Annotated in this window: 20 protein-coding genes; 7 read left to right on the forward strand and 13 right to left on the reverse strand. The window is 50.4% G+C overall.

What is annotated here, in order from left to right:
* Window positions 1-129: 129 nt before the first annotated feature.
* The 3 genes from QUE66_RS06040 to gloB are packed head-to-tail and all read right to left on the reverse strand — an operon-like array spanning window position 130 to window position 4,262.
* Window positions 130-2,007 carry a propionate--CoA ligase gene (locus QUE66_RS06040; RefSeq protein ID WP_286223179.1) on the reverse strand — a complete coding sequence of 626 codons (1,878 nt, stop codon included), beginning with the start codon at window positions 2,005-2,007 and terminating at the stop codon, window positions 130-132.
* A 40-nt stretch (window positions 2,008-2,047) separates the two neighbouring features.
* The gene (locus tag QUE66_RS06045) at window positions 2,048-3,442 is read right to left on the reverse strand and encodes a transglycosylase SLT domain-containing protein (protein ID WP_353506031.1); all 1,395 of its coding nucleotides are present in this window, start codon (window positions 3,440-3,442) and stop codon (window positions 2,048-2,050) included.
* Window position 3,443: 1 nt separating this feature from the next.
* Window positions 3,444-4,262 (reverse strand): hydroxyacylglutathione hydrolase, encoded by an 819-nt coding sequence (gloB, locus tag QUE66_RS06050; RefSeq protein ID WP_286223180.1) that lies wholly within the window; start codon window positions 4,260-4,262, stop codon window positions 3,444-3,446.
* Window positions 4,263-4,303: 41 nt separating this feature from the next.
* On the opposite strand from gloB, the gene QUE66_RS06055 reads away from it, so the two are divergent.
* The 5 genes from QUE66_RS06055 (at window position 4,304) to dnaQ (ending at window position 10,700) form a co-directional block, all read left to right on the forward strand.
* The gene (locus QUE66_RS06055; protein WP_286223181.1) at window positions 4,304-5,098 is read left to right on the forward strand and encodes a class I SAM-dependent methyltransferase; all 795 of its coding nucleotides are present in this window, start codon (window positions 4,304-4,306) and stop codon (window positions 5,096-5,098) included.
* A gap of 7 nt (window positions 5,099-5,105) precedes the next feature.
* Window positions 5,106-5,555: a ribonuclease HI gene (rnhA, locus tag QUE66_RS06060; RefSeq protein ID WP_286223182.1), complete on the forward strand. Its 450-nt coding sequence runs from the start codon at window positions 5,106-5,108 to the stop codon at window positions 5,553-5,555.
* 71 nt (window positions 5,556-5,626) lie between these two features.
* On the forward strand, window positions 5,627-6,892 hold the full coding sequence (locus QUE66_RS06065) for an efflux RND transporter periplasmic adaptor subunit (protein ID WP_286223183.1): 1,266 nt from the start codon (window positions 5,627-5,629) through the stop codon (window positions 6,890-6,892).
* On the forward strand, window positions 6,889-9,987 hold the full coding sequence (locus tag QUE66_RS06070; RefSeq protein ID WP_286223184.1) for an efflux RND transporter permease subunit: 3,099 nt from the start codon (window positions 6,889-6,891) through the stop codon (window positions 9,985-9,987). Before QUE66_RS06065 ends, QUE66_RS06070 begins: the two co-directional genes overlap by 4 nt.
* A gap of 17 nt (window positions 9,988-10,004) precedes the next feature.
* On the forward strand, window positions 10,005-10,700 hold the full coding sequence (gene dnaQ / locus QUE66_RS06075; RefSeq protein WP_286223185.1) for a DNA polymerase III subunit epsilon: 696 nt from the start codon (window positions 10,005-10,007) through the stop codon (window positions 10,698-10,700).
* Window positions 10,701-10,707: 7 nt separating this feature from the next.
* Here dnaQ and QUE66_RS06080 read toward each other — a convergent pair whose 3' ends face one another.
* Both QUE66_RS06080 and QUE66_RS06085 read right to left on the reverse strand, forming a co-directional pair.
* Window positions 10,708-11,781, reverse strand: a complete 1,074-nt coding sequence (locus tag QUE66_RS06080; protein ID WP_286224746.1) for a tartrate dehydrogenase — start codon at window positions 11,779-11,781, stop codon at window positions 10,708-10,710.
* Between the two features lie 52 nt (window positions 11,782-11,833).
* Complete coding sequence (locus QUE66_RS06085; protein ID WP_286223186.1) at window positions 11,834-12,499, reverse strand: SprT-like domain-containing protein; 666 nt, start codon at window positions 12,497-12,499, stop codon at window positions 11,834-11,836.
* A 90-nt stretch (window positions 12,500-12,589) separates the two neighbouring features.
* On the opposite strand from QUE66_RS06085, the gene QUE66_RS06090 reads away from it, so the two are divergent.
* On the forward strand, window positions 12,590-13,909 hold the full coding sequence (locus tag QUE66_RS06090) for an amidase (protein WP_286223187.1): 1,320 nt from the start codon (window positions 12,590-12,592) through the stop codon (window positions 13,907-13,909).
* Here the strand turns inward: QUE66_RS06090 and QUE66_RS06095 are convergent.
* Entirely contained in the window at window positions 13,896-14,885 is a 990-nt protein-coding gene (locus QUE66_RS06095; RefSeq protein WP_458574807.1) for a Bug family tripartite tricarboxylate transporter substrate binding protein, read from the reverse strand. The genes QUE66_RS06090 and QUE66_RS06095 overlap by 14 nt on opposite strands.
* Window positions 14,886-14,920: 35 nt before the next feature.
* Window positions 14,921-16,042: an NADH:flavin oxidoreductase/NADH oxidase gene (locus QUE66_RS06100; protein ID WP_286223189.1), complete on the reverse strand. Its 1,122-nt coding sequence runs from the start codon at window positions 16,040-16,042 to the stop codon at window positions 14,921-14,923.
* 146 nt (window positions 16,043-16,188) lie between these two features.
* Here QUE66_RS06100 and QUE66_RS06105 point away from each other — a divergent pair, with 146 nt between their 5' ends.
* On the forward strand, window positions 16,189-17,709 hold the full coding sequence (locus QUE66_RS06105; RefSeq protein ID WP_286223190.1) for a CoA-acylating methylmalonate-semialdehyde dehydrogenase: 1,521 nt from the start codon (window positions 16,189-16,191) through the stop codon (window positions 17,707-17,709).
* A gap of 10 nt (window positions 17,710-17,719) precedes the next feature.
* On the opposite strand, the gene QUE66_RS06110 is transcribed toward QUE66_RS06105, so the two are convergent.
* The 6 genes from QUE66_RS06110 to nuoL form a co-directional block, all read right to left on the reverse strand.
* Entirely contained in the window at window positions 17,720-18,349 is a 630-nt protein-coding gene (locus QUE66_RS06110; protein WP_286223191.1) for a trimeric intracellular cation channel family protein, read from the reverse strand.
* 34 nt (window positions 18,350-18,383) lie between these two features.
* On the reverse strand, window positions 18,384-18,854 hold the full coding sequence (locus tag QUE66_RS06115; RefSeq protein ID WP_286223192.1) for a DUF1178 family protein: 471 nt from the start codon (window positions 18,852-18,854) through the stop codon (window positions 18,384-18,386).
* A 75-nt stretch (window positions 18,855-18,929) separates the two neighbouring features.
* A complete protein-coding gene (locus QUE66_RS06120) occupies window positions 18,930-19,508 on the reverse strand; it encodes an NUDIX domain-containing protein (protein WP_286223193.1) in 579 nt (192 codons plus the stop codon).
* A 10-nt stretch (window positions 19,509-19,518) separates the two neighbouring features.
* Window positions 19,519-21,009, reverse strand: coding sequence for an NADH-quinone oxidoreductase subunit NuoN (gene nuoN / locus QUE66_RS06125; protein WP_286223194.1), 1,491 nt, complete (start codon window positions 21,007-21,009; stop codon window positions 19,519-19,521).
* A 13-nt stretch (window positions 21,010-21,022) separates the two neighbouring features.
* Window positions 21,023-22,489: an NADH-quinone oxidoreductase subunit M gene (locus tag QUE66_RS06130; protein ID WP_286223195.1), complete on the reverse strand. Its 1,467-nt coding sequence runs from the start codon at window positions 22,487-22,489 to the stop codon at window positions 21,023-21,025.
* 12 nt (window positions 22,490-22,501) lie between these two features.
* Complete coding sequence (gene nuoL, locus QUE66_RS06135) at window positions 22,502-24,544, reverse strand: NADH-quinone oxidoreductase subunit L (RefSeq protein ID WP_286223196.1); 2,043 nt, start codon at window positions 24,542-24,544, stop codon at window positions 22,502-22,504.

Here is a 24,544-nt window from a genome sequence, read left to right on the forward strand (position 1 = left end):
CCCGAGGCGAAATTGCGGGGAGGTAAGTGTCTTTAAGCGCTAGGGCAAATTATTAGTTACTGATAACGTAATGATACCAGTTCTCCGCCCCTCACCCAGCCTTCCCACAAAACAGTTTACTTTTTAGCGTTACTTTCCAATCACCTGTTTGATCTGCGCTAGAACCGATTGATCTTCCATCGTGCTGATATCCCCAGGATCGCGCCCCTCCGCAACGGCTTGCAATGCGCGGCGCACAATCTTGCCCGAACGCGTCTTTGGTAATGCACTCACCAAGTACACCCGTGCTGGTCGCGCGACCGCTCCTAATTGAGAGTCGACGGTTTTCATGACCTCCGCCTCCATGGTCTCGGTTTTGCTTGGATCTTTTGCAATCACAAAGCCAATTGCTACCTGACCCTTGAGTTGATCTTCTACACCAACAACTGCCACTTCAGCGACATTGGCATGACTTGAGATACTCTCTTCGATCTCGCGCGTTCCTAATCGATGTCCAGCGACATTAATCACATCATCGGTACGGCCCAAGATGAAGAAGTAACCATCCTTGTCTTTAATTGCCCAATCAAAGGTGGAATACACCATCTTGCCAGGCACGGTCTCCCAATAGGTCTTGATAAAGCGTTGGTCATCACCCCAGACGGTTTGCATACATCCCGGTGGCAATGGCCCTTCAATCGCAACTACGCCCTTTTGATCCGGACCCAATTCAGCACCGGTTGCTTCATCGAGCAGTTTCATGTTGTAGCCATAGACCGGTACACCGGGCGAGCCAAATTTATGTGGCATGACCTCCACACCTCGTTGAATCGCCAAGATTGGCCAACCGGTCTCGGTCTGCCAGTAGTTATCAACCACCGGCTTCTTGAGTGCATCATGTATCCATGATGCCGTTGGTTCATCGAGTGGCTCACCGGCCAAGAACAATGTCCGCAGCGTCGATAAGTTGTATTTACTGAGGAAGGCGGGGTCCTGTTTCTTGAGTACTCGCACCGCCGTGGGGGCAGAGAACATCACCGATACCTTGTATTTCTCAACTAGGCTCCACCAAATACCCGCATCAGGGCGCAAGGGCGTACCCTCGTACATGATGGTGGCCATGCCGTTAATGAGTGGGCCATAAATAATGTAGCTATGCCCCACCACCCAACCAATATCGGAGGTGGTAAACATCGTCTCACCCGGATTGCCACCAAAGATGAGGCGCATCGAGCTTGCGAGTGCAACGGCATAACCGCCCGTATCACGCTGTACCCCCTTTGGTTTGCCAGTGGTGCCCGAGGTATACAAAATATAGGATGGATGCGTTGCATCGACCCACTCGACGGGAACCCTGGTGTTGAGGTGCTTCTCACGCTCAGTGGCGTAATCCAAATCACGATTGGCCACGGTCGTGAACTCCGAGAGGCCACGGTTCACAATCAGAACCTTCTCAGGCTTAGCAGTTGATAGCGTGATCGCCTCATCGAGGAGTGGCTTGTAGGGAACGGCCTTACCACCGCGCATTCCGGCCTCAGCGGTAATAATCATTTTGGGTTTTGCATCATCGATGCGTGAAGCCAAACTATGCGATGCAAATCCACCGAACACGACTGAATGAATCGCACCGATGCGGGTACAGGCGAGCATGGCAAAACAGGCCTGCGCAATCATTGGCATGTAGATCAAAACACGATCGCCCTTCTTCACGCCGTTGGCTTGCAAGATCGCAGCCATACGATTGACCTCATCGTGCAGCTCTGCAAATGTATAGGCGTGCTCCTGATTGGTTTCGGTCGAGACTGCAACCAGTGCGATTTGGTTGGTGCGATCCTTCAAATGCCGATCAACGGCGTTATGGCACAGATTGGTTTGCCCACCGACAAACCACTTCGCAAAGGGTGGATTGGAATAATCAAGGACTTGTGAAAACGGCTGATGCCAATCAACTAATTTAGCCTGCTCGGACCAAAATGCTTTTGGATCCCGAATGGAGTTCTCATGAAACGATTTGTAGCCGACACTCATCCTGCATTCCCTTCACAGCAAAATAATCAATGGCCAGGAATTAAGGAGCCGTTTTTACACTGGCACTTACTCCAGAGCCGGAGGTAGTACCAGTTTTCGCTGATTTTGTGGTGTTTGTCGATGGGGATTTTTGCTGAGTACTTGCGGTCTTCGGGTTGGCGGCCTTTTTGGGGGCCGATTTGCTTGCAGTGCTTGCCTGAGCCGGCTTGCTGGTCTTGGGTTTAGGCGGGACTGCCCTGTCGAGCTTCAACTGCCCATGCTCAGCCAAATACTCAGAAATATCCGACTGTTTTCCTGGGGGTTTGGGGATCAGAACGGTTGATCCCGCCCGGATCCGCATGCCACGGGGGATGTTATTGACATCCCGAATCGTTTCCGGATTTAAAGCCAGACGAGTTGCCAATTGCTCAGGGGTCTCACTCTTGGTGACCTTGAGTGCAGTCCAAGACGATAAGGGTTTGGTGTAGCTTGCCAGGTTCATCTGAAAGAGCTCGGCACGCGCAAAAGGTAAAAGCATTTGCTGATCGGTTGCGGCCAAGATCACGGGCTTATTAAATGCCGGATTGAGATTACGAAAATCCTCCAAAGACATCTCGGCTAATTGGGCAGCAACATCCACATCAATATCGCGGGTCACATCAATCGCTACAAAATAGGGGTGGTTCTCAAGCTCCGGTAACACGATGTTGTATGCAGCTGGGTTTTGCACAATGTTTTTGTAGGCCATCAACTTAGGCACATACTCACGGGTCTCGCGTGGCATCGTTAGACTCTGGTAATCCGTGGGCTTACGCTGGGCTTGATTGCGCTTAATCGCACGGGCCACATTCCCCTCACCCCAGTTATAGGCAGCGAGGGCGAGCTGCCAATCACCAAATTGTTTATACAGGCGCTGAAGATAATCGAGAGCGGCGTTCGTGGATTGCAAGACATCACGTCGCTCATCCCGGAAAACATTCTGGGTTAACTTAAAGTCCTGACCGGTTCTGGGCATGAACTGCCAGATCCCCATGGCTTTGGCGGTCGACTTGGCTTCAGGATTGAAGGCGCTCTCAACAAATGGCAAGAGTGCGATCTCGGTGGGCATATTGCGACGATTAACTTCTTCAACAATGTAGAAGAGATAGCGAGACGAGCGTGCCATCGAACGATTGACATAATCTGGACGCTTAACCAGCCATTGGGTTTGCTGCTCGACCAAGGGGCTATCGAGCTCGGGTAATTGAAAGCCCTGCCGAATCTGGATCCAAAGATCATTCGAAGGTGCCATGATGCTGCTCACCGATTGCTTACTAAGATCCACACGCGGCGCTTTGGCTGCCCGCGGGTCACGCCTTGAATCAGTGCTTGAGGACCACTCGGGCGAAGTACTGGCGCAACCACTCAACACCAGAACAGCTGCGCTGGCAATTAGTAGAAGTGAACGGCGCATCATCTTAGAAGCGATCCTTCCAGGCCCGCACGACCGCCAAAACCTCGGCGGAACTTTTGAGGTCTTGCCCAATTTGCGCCTGCGCAGCGGCAATGACTGGGGCTTGATCGCAGCGCATGAATGGATTAACCCGCTTCTCATGGGCAATCGTCGTGGGTACCGTGGGTTGATTGCGCTGACGTAAGGCATCGGCGGTTTGCGACCACTCGATTAGATCTGAATTATCTGGCTCGACCGCGAGTGCAAAACGAATATTGGATAAGGTGTACTCGTGAGTACAGAACACCAGCGTATCGGGAGGTAAGGCCAAGAACTTGGCCAGTGAGCTCGACATTTGAGTGGGCGTGCCTTCAAAGAGCCGTCCACAACCGGTAGCAAAGAGGGTGTCGCCGCAAAACAATTTTGAGGTTTGTCCAGCGTTATCCTCGCTGCGTGCCACGTAAGCAATGTGACCCAAGGTATGTCCAGGGACTTCTAGGACGTTTAATTGAATGGGCGGCTCATCAAAGCGGACGGTATCACCCTCAAAGAGTGCGTGACTGCGCAAGGCAATATCCTCAGCCGCGGGGCCATACACTGGGACTGAGAGACCCCCTTGACTTGCCCACGCGAGGATCTCTGGTAATCCTCCAATATGGTCAGCGTGGTAATGAGTGATTAGAATTCCGGTAAGACGTAAGTTCTGCTGAGTTAAATAATCAATCGCTGGCTTTGCTTCACCAGGGTCAACCAAAATAGCCGACTGTTGATCGTGTATGCACCAGATGTAGTTGTCAGTAAAGGCGGGTATGGGCCACACTTGCAATAAGGAATTTGTAACCACGGCAACACCTTAGGACACAAGATAATCCTTCTATGATACCAATGACCCCGCCAAACGTGCAGACCAACGCTCCGCCAGAGAGTTCGTGGGAGACGTGGCTGCAATCGCCTCCAGGGCAATACATCCTCAAATCCGAGCAAGAGCTCTTCAATCAAGCGGTTGTCGATGTGTTTGGCTACTACGCTTTGCAAATTGGTTTACCGCAAATCAATACCCTCGCAGAAAATCGGATTTCACTCAAATTGATGTTGCTTCCCCACGGGATTGCGAAAGCCGATGGCGATCTGCCCTATCAACCGATTGAAGGAATTCCGGAGGAACTGCCATTTGCCGATCAATCCATTGATTTAGTGGTGTTGCCGCATGTCTTGGAATTTGCCGAAGATCCGCACCAGATTTTGCGTGAGGTCGATCGTGTCTTAATGCCCGAGGGTCGTGTCGTAATCTCCGGATTTAATCCAGCGAGTCTCTGGGGCTTGCGTCAATATGCAGGACGATTAATCGGTAAAAACTATTTACCACGTGAGGGTCAGTTCTTGAGTTTGCTGCGCGTGAAGGATTGGTTGAAGTTACTCGACTACTCTCTTGATAGGGGTCACTTTGCCTGCTATCGCCTGCCACTGCGCAAAGAGAAAAATATCGCTCGCATGGCTTTCCTAGAAAAAATGGGTAATCGCTGGTGGCCGATCTTTGGCTCGGTCTTTTTAATCTCGGCAATTAAGCGCCATCCGGGTACCCGTTTGGTAGGCCGCGTTCCCAAACAAGCCTTGCAAGCACTCCCCCAACTCAACCCCGCTGCTCAGCAAACTTCCCATCGGGTAACTGAAGAGGTATAAAGAGCGCATGAGCAAACCCCACATTACGATCTACACCGATGGTGCTTGCAAAGGCAATCCCGGTCCTGGTGGCTGGGGAGTGGTGTTGCGCTCCGGCGCGCATGAGAAACACTTGCATGGCGGCGCCCATGACACCACCAATAATCGGATGGAAATTAGTGCGGTGATCCACGCACTCAAGGCGCTTAAGCAAGCCAGCGTGGTGGATCTCTATACCGACTCCCAATACGTCCAAAAAGGAGTGAGTGAGTGGCTTGCCGGTTGGAAGGCTCGGGGGTGGAAGACAGCCGACAAGTCCCCGGTCAAGAATGTCGATCTTTGGCAAGAGCTCGACGCCCTATTGCCCCTTCATGAAATTCAGTGGCACTGGGTCCGTGGCCATAACGGCCACCCTGGAAATGAGCTGGCCGATCAACTCGCCAATCAAGGTGTGGAAGCCTTTTTATCCAATAACTGATCTGCGCCCCGCTTGGGCTTATGAGAGAATGCTTTAACTCTTTAAATAACAAAGCAATTTAGACTAGCGCTGTGACCAAACCTCCTTCCTTTTTAGCTCGAGTCAAACAAACCATCATGGCTTGGGGTTGCCAACTGGTCACCCAACTCCAGAAAATCGACTTCAAACAATTTGTGGCGTTTCTGGTCAAGCACAAATGGTGGGTGCTGGCGATCCTCATATTAATTTATGCCGGTGATAAAGCCTACGATCATTTCTTCCCGCCCGAGAGTAAACGCGGTGGGCCACAAACGGTGGTTACCCTGGTCCTCGAGAAACAAGATATCCCCATCATCATTGAATCGACCGGTACCGTGGTGGCAGCTAATATTGTGGATATCCGTCCGCAGGTTAGCAATGTGGTCAAAGAAGTCCACATTAAAGAAGGTCAAGAGGTCAAGAAGGGGCAACTACTATTCACCTTAGACGATCGCAATGATCGCGCCAATTACGATAAAGCCAAAGCCGTAGCCGATGATGCGCAACGTCAGTTACAACGTGCCAAAGAGCTCGTTGCTCAAAACTTTATCTCCAAAGCAGGTTTAGATACTGCCGAAGCCAATGCCAAATCTGCTGCCGCTACTGCTCGCGCTGCTGAGGTGCAACTCTCCTTTGATTACATTCGCGCTCCAATCGATGGACGTGCAGGCATTATTAATGTGTTCCCTGGCTCCTTAGTGGCGCCTGGAAATATCGTAACCACCGCCTCCAGCTCCACTGCAACCACTGCTTTGGGTGCGATGGTCACGATCACTCAGTTAGATCCCATCAACGTCCAATTTATCGTCGGTGAAGACAACATTCCACTATTGATGCAAACCGATCCTGCTAACTTAAAAGTATCAGTGACCGTAGGCGATAACCGCACCCAGGTCTACGAGGGCAAAGTCTTAGTCATCGATAACCAGGTTGATCCAGCAATTGGGGCAGTTCGGGTCAAGGCACAAATTGCCAATGACAAACGCACTCTATTACCTGGACAATTTGCTCGGGTCAAACTCGAAGCCAATACCTTAAAGGACGCCATTTTGGTTCCATCCCAAGCGGTGGTCATTAATCCGCGCGGACGCTTTATCTATGTAGTGGGCGCTGAAGATAAGGTCAGCCTCAAACCCATCAAAGTGAGCTATGAGTATCAGGGCAAAGCTGCAATTACTGGTGTTGAGGCTGGCGAGCGCGTGGTCATTGAGGGCAAACAGAATCTACGCCCCGGCACCAAGATCCGAGAAAACAAAGCCTTGCCTGCAAAGCCCGCTGACACCCCCAAACCTGAATCCAAACCCGCTGATAAAAAATGACGCTCTCTGAGCTTTGTATCCGACGGCCCGTCATGACCGTCCTGCTCTCAGTAGTGACGGTGATTGCGGGTGCAGTGGCGTACACCCGCATTCCGGTTGCGGCCTTGCCTAGTTTTAATACGCCAGTAATTTCTGTATCAGCCTCCTTGCCGGGCGCTTCCCCGGAAAATATGGCAGCGTCGGTTGCCCTGCCGCTTGAGAAAGAGTTCTCGACCATCGACGGTATTTCAGTGATTAGCTCGACGAATTTCTTGGGTACGACAAACATCACCCTCGAATTTAATAACGATCGCGACATTGATAAAGCCGCGGTTGATGTGCAAGCGGCACTGTTGCGCGCCCAGCGCCGTTTACCAATCGAGATGACCGTGCCGCCCTCCTATCGCAAGGTCAATCCCGCCGATGCACCGGTCCTCATCATCGGCATGACCTCGCCATCGATGGATTTATCCGAGCTCAATGATTATGCGGAGAACCTGATTTCTCCAACGCTATCCACGATTAATGGGGTTGCGCAAATTATTGTGTATGGCATTAAGCGCTATGCCATTCGCGTGCAAGCGCGGCCTGACTCCTTGGCAATCCATAACCTCACGATGGAGGATCTGTCGATCGCCATTAATAAAGCAAACTCCAATACCCCCGTGGGTGTTTTAGAGGGTCCGCGACAGTTATTAACTATTTACGCCAATAAGCAATTAGTCACTGCCTCTGACTTTGCCAACCTCATCATTGCCCAGAAAAATGGTTTACCGATTTATCTGCGGGATGTCGCTGATGTGGTTGAGAGTTATGAGAACGTTCGTACCCTCTCCACCACCAATGGTGAGCGCTCGATTGCGCTAGCCATTCAGCGCCAGCCAAATGCCAATACGGTTAAGGTGGTAGATGCGGTCAAGGCGATGATCCCACAGTTTGAGAAGCAGCTACCAGCCTCGATTAAGCTCACGCTGATCAATGATCGCTCTAAATCAATCCGCGAGGCAATTGCTGACGTCAACTTCACCTTGGCGCTCACCGTAGCCCTGGTAGTACTGGTGATATTCCTGTTCCTCAAGCACCTCTCAGCCACGATCATTCCATCCTTGAGTCTGCCCATTTCACTGATTGGCGCCTTTTTCCTGCTGTACTTCATGGGCTATAGCTTAGATAACGTCTCGCTATTGGGCATTACACTCGCCGTAGGTTTGGTGGTGGATGACTCCATTGTGGTGCTTGAGAACATCGTGCGTTACGTGGATCAGGGTATGAGCCCCCTCAAGGCTGCCCTGAAAGGAAGTCGTGAGGTTGGCTTTACGATCGTCTCAATCTCCTTATCCTTAGTGGCGGTCTTTATTCCCCTCTTCTTTATGGAAGGTCCGATTGGACTCCTCTTTCGTGAGTTTGCGGTAGTAGTTTCACTCGCCATCCTAGTTTCTGCTGTGGTATCCCTCTCTTTAGTACCGATGCTATGCAGCCGTTACCTCCCGAAACCTGGCCAGCATGCCCGCGAATACCCGATTAACCGTCACTTTGATCGCTGGTTCAATTGGACCCAAAAGACTTATGTGCACTACTTGGATCTGGCTCTCGCAAATCGCAAGCGAGTGCTATGGTTAGCCATCGCAACGTTTGTCATTACGATTGCGATGTTCATCTATACCCCGAAGGGATTTTTCCCGGAGGAGGATATTGGCCAGATCACAGCAACGACCGAAGCTGATCAAGATATCTCCTACAAGGCGATGCTAGAGTTGCAAGATCGTGCTGCTGAGATTGTGGCGAATGACCCGAATGTAGCGAGCTTTGTCTCAATTCTTGGTGGGGGTCTGAGTGCGGGTAGCAATACCGGCCGCTTCTTTATTGTGCTCAAGCCCCGCAGCGAGCGGGAGTCTATGACTGAAGTGCTTGAGGGCCTTCGCAAAAAGTTTAGAGAGGTCCCCGGCCTACAAGTGTTCATGCGGCCGATTCAAAACCTTCAATTAGGTGGACGATCCAGTAAAAGCCGCTATCAATTTACCTTGCAAAGTGTTGGTTTTGAGGGGGTGAATGAATGGTCTGAGAAGATGCTGGAGAAATTGCGTAGCGATCCCCTCTTTCGGGATGTGACCTCGGATTCGCAACTACGGGGCCTGAACGTTCAGATTGATATCAATCGTGAGAAGGCGGCGCAAGCAGGAGTGACGATTGCGGATATTCGTCAGGCCCTGTACAACGCCTTTGGTCAGCGTCAAGTCTCTACCATTTACACAAGCGTGAACACTTATTACGTCATTTTGGAGACCGCCGAAGATCAGCGCCAGTTTGAAACCGATCTCGGTAAAGTTTTTGTACGAGGGCGCTCAACCAATCAATTGATTCCGCTCTCAAGTCTTGCCAGCTTCAAGCGCACTATTGGTCCGACCGCGGTCAACCATCAAGGGCAGATTCCGGCGGTAACTCTCTCGTTTAATCTGGCGCCCGATGTCGCTCTCGGGCAGGCCACCGATGCGATTGAGAAATACGTCAAAGAGATCAAGCTTCCATCCTCCATCATCACAAGCTATGGGGGTGATGCAAAGGTCTTCAAAGGTAATCAGAGCGGGCAATTTATTCTAATTATTGCTGCCCTTGCAGTGATCTATATCTTGCTCGGCGTTCTGTATGAAAGCTACATTCACCCAATCACCATTTTGGCTGGCCTGCCCTCCGCGGCAATTGGTGCCCTGCTCTCTTTATGGATGTTTGGGATGGAGCTCACCATTATTGCGACGATTGGTATTCTGATGCTCATCGGCATCGTCAAGAAAAATGCCATCCTGATGATTGACTTCGCCCTTGAGGCGCAACGCAAACAGGGAATGAGTCCTACTGAAGCAATCCGTTCAGCCTGTATTTTGCGCTTTCGGCCCATCATGATGACCACCCTCACTGCGATCGTGGGCGCCCTCCCAATAGCACTTGGTATTGGTGCCGGCGCTGAGTTACGTCAACCCCTAGGTGTCAGCGTAGTGGGTGGTTTAGTGCTTTCTCAGTTTGTGACCTTGTTCATTACGCCGGTCATTTATTTGTATCTTGATCGCTTTGCTGGTCGCGGCCCTCTTGAGATACCCCCAGAAGATCTCGAGGATACCTAAGCGTTTTACAATTAGGTATGCGTCAAATCATTCTCGATACAGAAACCACAGGCTTAAATCCAGCTACCGGTGATCGCATTATTGAGGTCGGATGTATTGAGTTAATCAATCGCCGCCAGACTGGCAAGACCCTCCATCATTACATTAATCCCGAGCGTGACATTGCCGAGGGTGCATTTGCGGTACACGGCCTATCTCGCGAGTTTTTATCGGACAAACCTGTGTTTGCGCAAATTGTGGATGAGCTCACTGAGTTCATTGCTGGGGCTGAGGTGATTATTCATAATGCGCCCTTTGATTTGTCATTTCTCAACAATGAATATGCTCTACTCAAGCGCCCGAGCTTCTCAGAGCTTGCTGCCAAGATTACCGATACGCTAGTCGATGCGCGCCGCATGTTTCCAGGTAAACGCAATTCTTTGGATGCCTTGTGTGAACGTTTTGCAGTCAGTAACGAACACCGCACCCTACATGGCGCCTTGCTCGACGCTCAGCTCCTAGCTGAAGTTTATCTAGCCATGACCCGAGGTCAGGATGATCTCACCATTGATTTAATCGATTACAGCGTCACTGGCAAAGATGGCTTGTCAAAGGCCCCGCTACCAAGCGACTTAATCTACTTCAAAGCGAGCGAACTCGATTGCGCCGAACATGAAAAAGTTTTACAGGCCATCGAGAAGGCCAGTAAAAAGACCCCGATTTGGGGTCTCTAAGTTCACTCTAGATCGCTGCAGCAATCGCTTTACCCAAATCTTGGGTACTCGCCTTGCCACCAATATCTGGTGTGAGTGGTGCGTGAGCAGGTCCGGCTGACAGCACGGACTCAATCGCTGCAAATACTTGCGCCCCTGCTTCTGGATAGCCTAAGTGATCGAGCATGAGTGCTCCACTCCAAATTTGACCAATTGGATTGGCAATGTTCTTGCCATAAATATCAGGGGCTGAACCATGCACGGGCTCAAAGAGCGACGGGAACTTCCCTTCTGGGTTAATACTGGCCGACGGTGCGACCGCAATCGTGCCGGTGCAGGCCGGACCCAAATCAGAGAGGATGTCACCAAATAAATTTGAGGCAACCACGACATCGAAGCGATCCGGGTTCATCACGAACTGAGCGGTCAAGATATCGATGTGATACTTGTCCGTTCGCACATCAGCATAGTTCTTCGCCATTGCCTCGACCCGCTCATCCCAATATGGCATCGTGATCGCAATGCCATTGGATTTGGTTGCCGAGGTCAAATGTTTCTTGGGGCGACTTTGAGCGAGATCAAAGGCAAACTTCAGAATTCGATCGACGCCATGGCGTGAGAATACCGACTCTTGAACCACAATTTCACGCTCGGTATCAGCAAACATCTTGCCACCAACCGCTGAGTACTCTCCTTCGGTGTTCTCGCGCACCACAAAGAAATCAATATCACCTGGTTTGCGGTTTGCTAGTGGACAAGGCACACCTGGCAATAAGCGTACTGGGCGCAGATTGACGTATTGATCAAAGCCACGACGGAACTGGATCAAGCTACCCCACAGGGATAGATGGTCCGGCAAGATATTGGGCATACCAACCGCACCAAAGAAGATCGCATCGTACTTCATGAGGGTGTCAAACCAGTTGTCCGGCATCATCTTGCCGTGCTGTTGGTAGTAATCGCAACTGGCGAAATCAAAGTGGTCAAACTGAAATTGAATACCAAACTTTTTTGCAGCCGCTTCTAGAGCGCGTACGCCCTCCGGCATCACCTCTTTACCAATCCCGTCACCAGGAATCACAGCAATCTTAGGGTTCGTTATTTTCTTTTTGGTGTTCATAAATCATGTCTCATGGATTAAAAGATCGATTTTACTAGCTGATGGCGCGGCGGATTTTACGCTCCGCCTGGCGCTCTTTTTCCTTGGCTTCCTCATCAGTCTCGGCTGCGGGGATCGATAATGCGAGCTCTTCCATACGCAAGTTATCTTTTGGACAAATGGGTGCGCCATAACTTGCCCAACGCTTTAAGAGCGTTACCTCGTAACCACATTGGGGACACTTCGCTTTATTGCGACTGAGATTACTCGCTCGTGGCGGGGGAAACACAATCGCTTGATGAGGGTAAGGGCCTAACTTTTGACTGATGGTCATTAGGCGTACTTGCAGTTCTTCGGATGCATGCGCCATGCGCGCGGGCCCCTCTAAACCAACGGCTTGGGAAATCCCCTTGAAATCCTCACCATGACCGCTATGACAATCATCGACTGCATGGCAGAGCTCATGCAAGAGCGTATCGAGAAGCATAACTGGATCATCCAACTTTGGTGAGATAAAGATCTCATTCACACCCCCGCCTGAGCGCTCGCGCGGCCAGCACTGCCCTAGGGTGGTTCGTGGGCTACTCGACGCCGGAAAGCCACAGGAGACCCGCACCGGCGGAATCACATAGCCAGCCTTCGCAAAAATTGCTTCCAAATGACGCACGCCATCTTGTAGCCAGGCTTCGCGAGTGCTGTGAGAGGAATTACTTTGAGTCATACAAATAGTGGGAAATCTTGAGGTAAATTGGGGTATTCTAAAAGGGTCAAGCAACGAAACCACGAGCATAAACGCATTTAAGCCAAAACGATGACATCCTTTAAAAATCTAGCTAACCTTAGCGCCACCCAAGCCGCGAAAGCGCTCGCTCAACGCGAGATCAAGGCCGAGGATCTGCTCAATGATTGCTTAAATCAAATTGGCATGCGCGAGCCTGAGGTGCATGCTTGGGTCAGCTTTGCCAAGGTGCATGCTCAAACCCAAGCTCGCGCCCTCGATCGCGGTCCAATCCAAGGAATCTTGCATGGCCTACCCATTGGTGTGAAGGATCTATTTGATACACACGATTTGCCAACCAATTACGGCTCACCGATCTATGGTAATAATCATCCGGTTTGCGATGCGGTTTCGGTATCACTGATGCGTGAGGCTGGCGCGATTGTGCTGGGTAAAACAGTCACCACCGAGTTTGCCAGCTTCAAACCGGGACCAACCCGCAATCCACGCAATCTTGATCACACTCCCGGTGGATCTTCTAGCGGCTCTGCTGCGGCGGTTGCGGATTACATGGTCCCTCTTGCAACGGGCAGCCAAACCGCTGCCTCGATTATTCGGCCGGCGAGTTACTGTGGGGTGGTTGGCTATAAACCCAGTTACGGCAAGATTAGTATTGGTGGGGTCAAGAGCCTATCGGTATCTCTCGATACACTGGGTGTGTTTGGTCGCACCGTATCGGATGTAGCCTTGGGCGTTGCTGCGATGTCGGCAGATCATGATCTTATGAATATTGCTCCCCTAGAGTCCAAAATCCGCGTTGGAATTTGCAAGACCGATGATTTTGCTCTTGCCCAACCTGAAACCGCAGCTGCCCTCTCGCTAGCCGGCTTTGCAGCGAAGGTGTTTGCTAAAGGGGGCGTTGAGGAGATCACCTTACCTGCAGATTGCGCCAAGCTCAGTGAGACCCAAACCAAGATTATGCTGTTTGAGATGGCCAAAAGTTTTACCTTTGAAAAGCTCAACCACTTTGATCAAATCAGTCCAACCCTTAAAGCGATTATTGAACGTGGCGATGCCATTGATTACCATCATTACAGCGATGCCCTTCTCAAAGCCCGTCGCGCTCGCACTACGATCACCCAATTCTTTTCAAATGACATTGATCTAATCATTGCGCCCAGTGCAACCGGTGAGGCGCCTAAGACATTAGAAGAAACGGGCGATCCAGTCTTTAGTCGAGGCTGGACCCTGCTGGGCTTACCGTGCATTAATTTAACCGTGACCGCGGGGCCCAATGGTTTGCCCGTTGGGGTGACATTAGTTGCGGGGCCTGGACAAGATCGCCTGCTACTCAGTGCAGCAAGCGCCCTCGCTCAACAACTCTCCGATCCAATTTCAATCAATCAATCTTAATATTTGCTGCTTTAATTGCTTTTTGCGTTAATGCAATTTCCCTTTTTAGCAAGGTATCGGTTGCCTGCGGATTTAGATAACGTAGCTCAATTCCCGCCGCATCTGCCCGTTGTTTAGCTTCTGGCAGTTCTAAGGCTTTTTTTACATCCTGTGTTAATTTGTTCACAATTGGTGTTGGGGTTCCTGCGGGAGCGTATAGCGCAACCCATGACTCCAGCTCAAATCCTGGCAAACCTGCCTCAGCAACCGTTGGCACATTGGGCATCATTGGGTGCCGAGCTTTACCAGTAACTGCTAGCGCCTTTAACCGACCGCTTTGAATATGGCCCATGACCGAGGGCGGAGTCGTAATAAAGACCTGCACTTGTCCAGCCAATACATCCTGAATCGCTTGGCCAGACCCCTTGTAGGGAACGTGAGTTAATTTGATATCCGTTGCTTGCTCAAAAATCTCAGTTCCAATATGCGAAACCGAGCCATTCCCTTGAGAGGCGTAGTTCAACTTACCGGGATTTGCTTTGGCATACGCAATGAATTCTTTTAGGTTATTCACAGGAACCGAGGGATGAATCGCAATGACGTTCATGGCGACCGTTAATAAAGCAATTGGCGTAAAGTCTTTAAATGGATCCCAATTTAACTTATCCATCAGAAGAGGATTGGCTGCGTGGTATCCGGAGTAAGAGGCTAGCAAGGTGTAGCCATCTGGTTTGCTGCGGGCAACGTATTGATAGGCAATATTGCCACTCGCTCCCTGGCGATTATCAATCACAATCGATTGGCCAATGACACGTGCTAACGGCTCGCTCAATAAACGCGCCGATGCATCAACCAAGCCACCCGGAGGGACTGGAACGACGATCGTGATCGGTCGATCAGGAAAATTTTGAGCAATCGCTTTATGGGGTGCAACAAAACCCAGAACAATACTAAATGTGATGGTGACGAGCGTCTTAAGCACTCTTTTTGTGGTCATCATGGTCTCCTCTTGCGGTTATGGTGAATTTCATTCTAACGCTGCCCCATCTTTGCTTCCACAAAGACGCTTTGCGCATCCCTCGGTAAACAGCGCCAGTACTGTGGACTCGCACTCACTTGCCCTCCTAAGACCGCCGCTGCTTCCCATGCCCAACGGGGCTTGTACAAAAATGCACGTGCTAATGCAATCAAATCAGCTTCTTGGTTTTCAAGGATTGCCTCAGCTTGCTTTGGATCGGTAATGAGCCCAACGGCTATCGTAGCCATTCCGGTTGCTGCTTTAATTGCTTTCGCAAAGGGCACTTGATAGTTTGGGCCTAACTTAATTTGCTGCTTCGGAGAAATTCCTCCGGATGAGACGTGAATGTAATCGCAGCCCAATGCCTTCAGTTGGTTTGTAAGCTCGATGGATTCATCAAGCGACCAGCCACCCTCGATCCAATCGCTCGCGGAAAGACGCACTCCCAATACGCCCTGCCACTGAGCGCGCACTGCTGAAAATAATTCCAAGACAAAACGCATTCGGTTCTCAAGCGAACCGCCGTATTGGTCATTTCGTTGATTGGCAATCGGCGATAGAAATTGATGGAGTAAATATCCGTGAGCAGCATGCAGCTCAATACCATCGATACCGATTTCTTCTGCACGTTTGGCAGCAATCACAAACTCATGAATGATTTGCTCAATCTCCTCCACACTCAAAGCATGCGGCGGTCGCTCGCCCTCCAATTGAGGAATATCCGAGGGCCCTTGGGTTTCCCAACCACCTTGAGTGATCGGTAATAGTTGACCGCCCTGCCATGGTGGCGCACTCGATGCCTTGCGCCCAGCATGTGCCAATTGAATAAAAACCGGGGACTTCGGCGCTAATTGTTTGGCGCGCTCTAAGGTGCTGTGTAGTGCGCTTTGGGTTGCCTGATCCCACAATCCCAGGCAATATGGGGTGATTCTGCCTTCGGGACTCACTGCCGTGGCCTCGATAATAAAAAGTCCGGCACCACTATTGAGTAAATTACCCCAGTGCATCAGATGCCAATCGGTTGCCTGACCCTCATGCGCGGAGTATTGGCACATTGGTGCCACCACCACCCGATTGGCTAGCGTAAGAGATCCTTTGGGGGCTGGAAGGGAGTACGAAGAAAAAAGGAGGCTCATGGATTGGTGATTGTGAGATTGAGATGAAAGAATGGTCCGCAAACGGACTTACCTGAAACGATTAAAATGATACCAATAGCTTTGATAACCAATGCATTGGCGACTTCTTTGATTGCCAAGCACCCAACCTACGAGACACCAATACCATGAACGCTCCCCAAGCCTTTGAAATTAAAGAAGATATTGCTCATTACATTGGTGGCCAAATGGTCTTGCCCCAAGGCAGTCGCTTTGCCGATGTTTATAACCCCGCCACAGGGAGCATCTCGCGTCGCGTGGCATTGGCCAGCAAAGCCGATGTCAATCAAGCGGTGGCTTCTGCACAAGCCGCCTTCCCAGCCTGGGCCAATACCTCCCCACTGCGGCGCGCGCGCATCTTGTTTAAATACTTAGAGCTCTTAAATCGTCATCGCGATGAACTGGCTGCCATCATTACTTCTGAGCATGGCAAAGTGTTCACCGATGCCCAAGGTGAAGTGACCCGTGGAATTGAGATTCTCGAATTTGCTACCGCCATTCCCGAACTCCTCAAAGGCGATTACACCGAGCAGGTCTCAACTGACATTGATAACTGGGTGATGCGCCAACCATTAGGCGTAGTCGCAGGCATTACACCCTTTAATTTTCCGGTGATGGTACCAATGTGGATGTTCCCCGTCGCAATTGCCTGCGGTAACACCTTTATTCTCAAACCGAGTCCAACCGACCCATCGGCCTCATTGCTCTTAGCGCGTCTCTTAAAAGAGGCAGGTCTGCCCGATGGCGTGTTTAATGTGGTGCAAGGCGACAAAGAAGCGGTTGATGCTCTCTTAGAAAATCCCGATGTCCGTGCTGTGAGTTTTGTGGGCTCCACACCGATTGCTAATTACATTTACGAGCGCGGTGCACACTTTGGTAAACGCGTTCAGGCCCTCGGTGGCGCCAAGAACCATATGGTGGTGATGCCCGATGCGGATATTGATAAAGCCGTTGATGCCTTAGTTGGCGCTGCATACGGATCCGCGGGTGAGCGCTGCATGGCGATCTCGGTTGCCGTGCTCGTTGGAGACGCGGCTGAGAAAATCATGCCCAAACTGATTGAGCGCACCAAGACCCTCAAGGTAAAAAATGGGCTTGAGCTCGATGCTGAAATGGGTCCCATTGTGACCAAAGCTGCGCTCGAGCGCATTACTGGCTATATCGATCAGGGCGTCAGTGGTGGCGCAAAACTATTAGTCGATGGCCGTGGGCTCAAAGTTCCCGGTTTTGAGAATGGGTTCTGGTTAGGCGGCACCCTCTTTGATCAGGTCACCCCAGACATGACCATTTACAAAGAAGAAATCTTTGGTCCCGTCCTATCATGCGTCCGAGTCGCCAACTTTAGTGAGGCTCTTGAGCTGGTCAATGCCCATGAATATGGCAATGGCGTAGCCTGCTTTACTAGCGACGGCAACATCGCCCGAGAATTTGCACGGCGCGTTCAGGTTGGCATGGTGGGGATTAATGTGCCTATTCCAGTACCGATGGCTTGGCATGGTTTTGGCGGTTGGAAGCGCTCCTTATTTGGTGATACCCATGCGTATGGCAAAGAAGGTGTACGTTTTTACACCAAGCAAAAGAGTGTGATGCAACGCTGGCCAGAGAGTATCTCCAAGGGGGCAGAGTTTGTCATGCCCACCTCCAAATAAAACGAGTCGTTTACTTCTTGCGTGAGATGAACATCACTGGAACCTTCAGGTTCCAGTAGATCGCAGCCGAGCGAAAGGCAAAGATCAGTACGATGCAGGCAATCGATCCGACGATCGCATGCTCCGGAAAGTAGTTCAAGAGCAAGACATAAAGCATGCAACCGAGTGATACGGGGATCGCATAGAGCTCATAAGACATCAATAAGGTTTTGCGTCCTGCTAATACATCGCGAATGAGTCCCCCACCAATCGCGGTGACTACGCCTAGAATGATCGCTGCTGCCGATCCACCAAAGTCATAATGCCAAGCCTTATCGGCGCCTTGGATACCAAACAGAGCCGCTCCTAAGCCGTCGATGTAAAGAATGGCCTTGTACAGTTGAGGCTGAGATAAAGTGGATTCTGCGTAGAAGGTAATGATGCTGGCTATCGCTGCCACCAGAATATAGATGGGGGCATCCGCCCAAAACACGGGCACTCCCAGAATCACATCCCGAATCGTGCCGCCACCAATCGCAGTGATGATGCCAAGCACCAAAACGCCAAAGAGATCCACGCCTCGATCAGAAATAGCTAAAACGCCGGTTACCGCAAAGGCTGCGGAAGCAACAATGCCTACCCAAAAACCCAGCTCTTCCATGGAGCCCTTTTAATCGATTGTGAAGAAGGAGTAATTATTGCAAAGTATTTTTGAGGACCGGCATTTCAGGGAGTGCAAGGACATCAATTCCCTCTTCGCGTAATGCCATCACCTCATCGGCGCTGGTCTGTCCCCGGATGCTGCGCTCGGGCGACTCTTTGTAATGAATCTTCCTGGCCTCCTCGGCAAAAGCCGCGCCCACATCCTCCGACTTACCAACCAACTCTCGCATGGCTTTCATGAACGTCGCTTGAATCTGACGCTCGAGCTGTCCGTGATCGGCATTCGATAAGGCAATACTTTGACTCGGCTCAACGGCCACTAGCTCTTCTGAACTGACCTTACCGCCAATACGAGGGGCTGATGGCAAGCGGCTGACATGCGCGCTGTCGCACACTGGGCAGCACAATGTGCCACTGGCTTGTTGCGATAAAAAGTCATCCTCTGAGGCAAACCACCCCTCAAAATGATGCTCCAGATCGCACGCTAAGTTATAGACTTTCATGAAGAACAGATGGGGATGGTGGTTGGATAATCAATAGCAATCTGACATATTTGTCGTTATTACTATTTTAAGGCCTTAACGCAGTCGCCGTTGGCGATCGAGCCAATACAGCGAAATGATGGTCTTCACGTCCGTAATCGTGCCGTTCTCCACCCACTCGATCAACTCCTCAAGGGGCGCAGCAAAGACATCCAAAAACTCTTCGGCATCCAGACGCGCTGGGCCAGCGGTTAAACCCTCTGCCAGGTAAATATCGATGAACTCGGTGGAATAGGAAATCACCGGATGAATCCGCCGAATCTTGCTCCACCGCTTAGCAAGGTAGCCGGTCTCTTCTTGTAACTCCCGCTGCGCACAGAGTAAGGGGTCCTCCCCTACATTAAGCTTACCCGCCGGAATCTCAATCACGGCTTGCTCGATGGGGTAACGGTATTGACGCTCTACAATAACACGCCCGTCGTCTAAGATCGGCAAAATGGCAACCGCGCCCGGATGTTCCAGATACTCACGCAAGGCTCGCTGCCCGTCAGGCAGCAGCACCGTATCGCGTTTCATCTTTAAAAAGATGCCAGTGTAGACATCCTCACCCGATACGCGCTTCTCGACTAAATGATCATCGGTATGCGCGAGATCTTGAAACGATTTCTCGCTCATACCCAAACAATTAAGAACCGATGAGGGTATTGCGCATGATATTGAGGCATAGGGCCATCAGACCTGCTGGGAATACACCCAACAGGAGAACCATCAAGCCATTGAGACCCAACACCCCTTTTGCAATTCCTGAACCAGTCACCGAATGCTCATGGCTTGGTTCATCAAAATACATCACCTTCACTACACGCAAGTAGTAGAAAGCACCAATCAGCGATGCGATCACCGCAATCACAGCCAAAGCGATGTAATCAGCGTCAACCAATGCTTCCAAAACAGAAAGCTTAGCGGCAAAACCCAAAGTGGGGGGCACTCCAGCTAGGGAGAACATCATGATGAGACCAATGAAGGCATACCATGGGTGCTTGCGATTGAGACCCTTTAAGCCATCCAAGGTGTCGCAATCGTAGCCCTTGCGTGATAAGACCATCAGCAAACCGAAGGTGCCCAAAGTAGTGATCACATACGCAATCACGTAGAACATCGAGGCACTAAAGGCGTGATCATCAAAAATCGAGAGCATGCCAAGCAACACAAAGCCCATCTGCGCAATTGCTGAGTAGGCCAACATCCGCTTGATATTGGTTTGGGCGATCGCCGTGATATTACCAATCACTAAGGATAGAACCGCAAGAATCATCAGCATCGGCTGCCAATCGGAGATCAGGGGTAATAAGGTATTGATCAGCAGACGGAACAGGAGAGCAAAGGCAGCAAGCTTAGGAGCTGCTGCAATCAATAAGGTGACCGCGGTTGGCGCGCCCTGATAAACATCCGGTACCCACATGTGAAATGGCACCACGCCAAACTTAAAGGCAACGCCAGCCACAATAAAGACTAGGCCAAACGCCATGATGAGGTGATTAATGCGGGGATCGAGGAGGGAGCGCAAGATCTCTAGAAGATCTAAGGATCCGGTCACACCGTAGATCATCGACATACCGTAGAGCAAAAATCCCGATGCTAAGGCGCCCAGTACAAAGTACTTGATCGCCGCTTCAGAGGAAAGGCCGCTGGAATGGCGCATTGCCACCAAGCCGTAGGTTGACAGAGCCATCAACTCAAGACCAAGGTACAAGGTGATGAGGTTGGATGCCGAGATTAAGACTAATTGTCCCAATAAAGCAAATAAGGTGAGGACCAAGAAATCAGGCCGGAAGAGGCCCCGATCAATCAAATACTGCTTGGAGTAAATCAGGCTAACCAGTAGCGCAAAGCAGCACCCTGCTTTCAGTAAATTGGCAATCGGATCGGACTGGAACAGACCGGCCATGGCAAGGTATGGCAAATCAACCATTCTGCTCAAAAACACCACACCCAAACCAATTAAAAGTAAGCAGGAACAGAAATAGACAAAAGATGCTGCCCGTGGAGTGTGAAAAACATCACTCGCGACATGATCCTTCTTCTCTTTAATAAAGGCACTAGTCAACAGCAAATCACTGGCCACAAAAGCCAGAACAATTTCTGGAGCGATGGCAATTAGGTCAAAAGTATCCATGCAATAACCTTAATTAGAGTTTGCTAATCGCGACATGTTCAAGCAACTGCATCACTGCCGGATGAATAATGTCGGTAAAGGGTTTGGGATACACGCCCATGCCAATCACGCAGAGCGACAGAACGATGAACATAAAGAACTCGCGACCATTGAGATCCTCAAGCTTCTCGACCTCTGGATTGGTGATCGCACCAAAGATCACGCGCTTGACCATCCATAAGGAATAGGCAGCGCCAAGGATTAATGCGGTCGCTGACAGTAGACCAATCATAAAGTCATAATCAACGGCAGCCAGGATCACCATAAACTCCCCCACAAAACCCGAGGTGGCTGGTAAGCCGCAGTTAGCCATTGCCATGAGCACCATAAATGCCGAGAACTTTGGCATGCGATGCACCACACCACCGTAATCAGCAATCTTGCGGGTGTGCATACGGTCGTATAAAACACCAATGGCCAAGAACATCGCGCCCGATACAAATCCATGCGAGATCATCTGAACAATGCCGCCCTCAATACCAAGAGGACTGAAGACGAAAAATCCTAGGGTCACAAAACCCATGTGCGCAATCGACGAGTACGCCACCAACTTTTTCATATCCTGCTGAACCAGCGCCACTAAACCAACGTAGATCACTGCAACAAGCGATAAGAAAATAATGATCGGACCTAAAAGGATGCTAGCATCTGGCGCAATCGGCAACGAGAAACGCAAGAATCCATAAGCACCAAGCTTCAACATAATGGCTGCCAGGACCACTGAGCCGCCGGTTGGCGCCTCCACGTGGACATCGGGCAACCAAGTATGCAAAGGCCACATCGGTACCTTCACGGCAAAGGCCATGAAGAAGGCAATAAAGATCAGTACCTGTTCCACAATATCTAACTTCGCTCGATGCCAAGTGAGCAAGTCAAAGGTGTTGGTTATGTTGTAGAGATACAAAATAGCGACTAGAGCCAGCAACGATCCCAACAAGGTATATAGGAAGAACTTAAATGCAGCATAGATACGGTTTTGTCCACCCCATACCCCGATGATGATGTACATTGGGATGAGCGTTGCCTCAAAGAAGATATAAAACAGTAGGCCGTCAAGCGCTGAGAACACCCCAATCATGAGTCCCGACAAAATCATGAATGCGGCATAGTATTGCGAGGCCTTCTCGGTAATCACCTCCCAAGCAGCGATCACGACAAAAATATTGATAAAGGCGGTCAACACCACAAACCATACCGAAATACCATCCACACCAAGGTGATAATTAATGTCGTAGCGTGGAATCCAGCTATGCTTTTCCACAAACTGCATGCCAGCATTGGCGATATCAAAGTTGGCGATTAGGGGTAAGGTAGCAATAAAACCCAAAATAGCCCCAAACAAAGCCAAATACTTCACGCCGGCGGATGGACGCTCTGAGCCATAGACCAAAATCATCAGGCCAAAAACAATCGGAATCCAAATCGCGTAAGAAAGAATCATGACCAGGTGTACTTAGTAAGCAATATAAATATGGGTATACAAAATCCAGGCCATTAAGCTAATCAAGCCGACGATCATGGCAAAGGCATAGTGATAGAGATAACCCGACTGCAAATGACGGATCACCCCTGAGAACTTGCCAATCAAATGAGCGCTGCCGTTCACCACAAAACCATCAATGACTCGTTGATCGCCCTGCTTCCATAAGCCACCACCAATGAGCAGTGCGCCCTTTGCAAAAATCCATTGGTTCAAATCATCGAGGTAATACTTGTTATCCAATAAGGTCTTGATTGGAGCAAAGGTCTTCGCGATTTTCTCGGGCAAGGATGTAGCCCACAGGTAGCAAATGGCCGCCACCAATACACCCAGGATCAACAGAATAAACACGGGGGTCGTAAAGCCGTGCAAAGCCATCGCTACTGGGCCATGGAAATGAGATGCAAAGGTTGCGAGTGCAGGATGCTTCGCTTCATCAATATAGATCGCATCGCCAAAGAAACTACCAAACAACATCGGGTCAATCGTGTAGTAACCAATAATCACCGAAGGAATTGCCAATGCGATTAACGGCAAGGTGATCACCCAAGGTGACTCATGCGGCTTCTCACCTGGTGCAAGCCCATGATGATGCTCATCGTGCGCATCATGCGAATGGTGATGGTCATGATCATGACCAAAACGCTCCTTGCCATGGAACACATAGAAGTAGAGGCGGAATGAATACAAGGCGGTCACAAAGACGCTCGCCATCACCGCAAAGTATGCAAAGCCCGATCCAGGTATGGTGCTCGCCGCCACCGCCTCAATAATAGAGTCTTTGGAGTAAAAGCCCGAGAAGAATGGTGTGCCAATCAATGCCAAGGAACCAATTAACATCATCAAACAGGTAATTGGCATGTATTTCCAGAGGCCGCCCATCTTGCGCATGTCCTGCTCGTGATGCATTCCAATGATCACACTACCCGCTCCTAAGAACAGCAAAGCCTTAAAGAAGGCATGGGTCATTAAATGGAAGATAGCAATTGGATAGGCAGAGACGCCGAGCGCAACGGTCATATAGCCCAATTGCGAGAGCGTTGAATACGCCACCACGCGCTTGATATCGGTTTGCACGATTCCTAAGAAACCCATAAAGAGCGCGGTAATAGAGCCCATGACCAGAATGAAGCTCAGGGCAACATCGGAGAGCTCAAATAATGGCGACATACGGGTCACCATAAAAATACCTGCGGTCACCATCGTCGCCGCATGAATCAAGGCCGAAATGGGGGTTGGGCCTTCCATTGAGTCCGGTAACCAGACATGCAATGGAAACTGAGCCGACTTACCCATCGCACCAATGAAGAGGCAAATGCAGGCAACCGTGATTAAATTCCAATCCGTTCCTGGCACAGTCTGCGCAGCCATGACGGTATTTTGGGCAAAGATGTCCGCATAGTTCATCGAGCCAGTAGCCGCGAGCAATAGACCAATCCCCAAGATGAAGCCAAAGTCGCCCACCCGGTTGACCAAGAAGGCCTTCATGTTGGCAAAAATTGCGGTGGGCCGATCGTAATAGAAACCGATCAACAGATACGAAACAACGCCAACCGCCTCCCAGCCAAAGAACAGCTGCAGCATGTTATTGCTCATAACAAGCATCAGCATCGCAAAGGTGAATAAGGAGATATAAGCGAAGAAACGGTTATAGCCCTCCTCACCTGCCATATAGCCGATGGTGTAGATGTGAACCATCAGAGAGACAAAGGTCACCACCACCATCATCACGGCGGTCAATGGATCAATCAGAAAACCAATATCAAAACTCAACTCCCCAATCTTCATCCAGGTGTAGACGCTACCATCGAAGTAATAGCCGTTCATCACCTCATATAAAACCCAGCACGACAGCAAAAAGGAAATGGCGACTCCCAAGATGGTGATCGATTGGGATGCCACTTGACCAATCCGATTGCCAAAGAACTTGGTGCCTAATAGTCCTGCAAACGCTGCTCCCACCAGCGGTGCTAGCGGAATCGCGCAGAGATGGGCTGTTGTTAAAGCAGTGGTCAT

This window comes from Polynucleobacter sp. HIN6 (assembly GCF_030297575.1).
Lineage (GTDB): Bacteria > Pseudomonadota > Gammaproteobacteria > Burkholderiales > Burkholderiaceae > Polynucleobacter.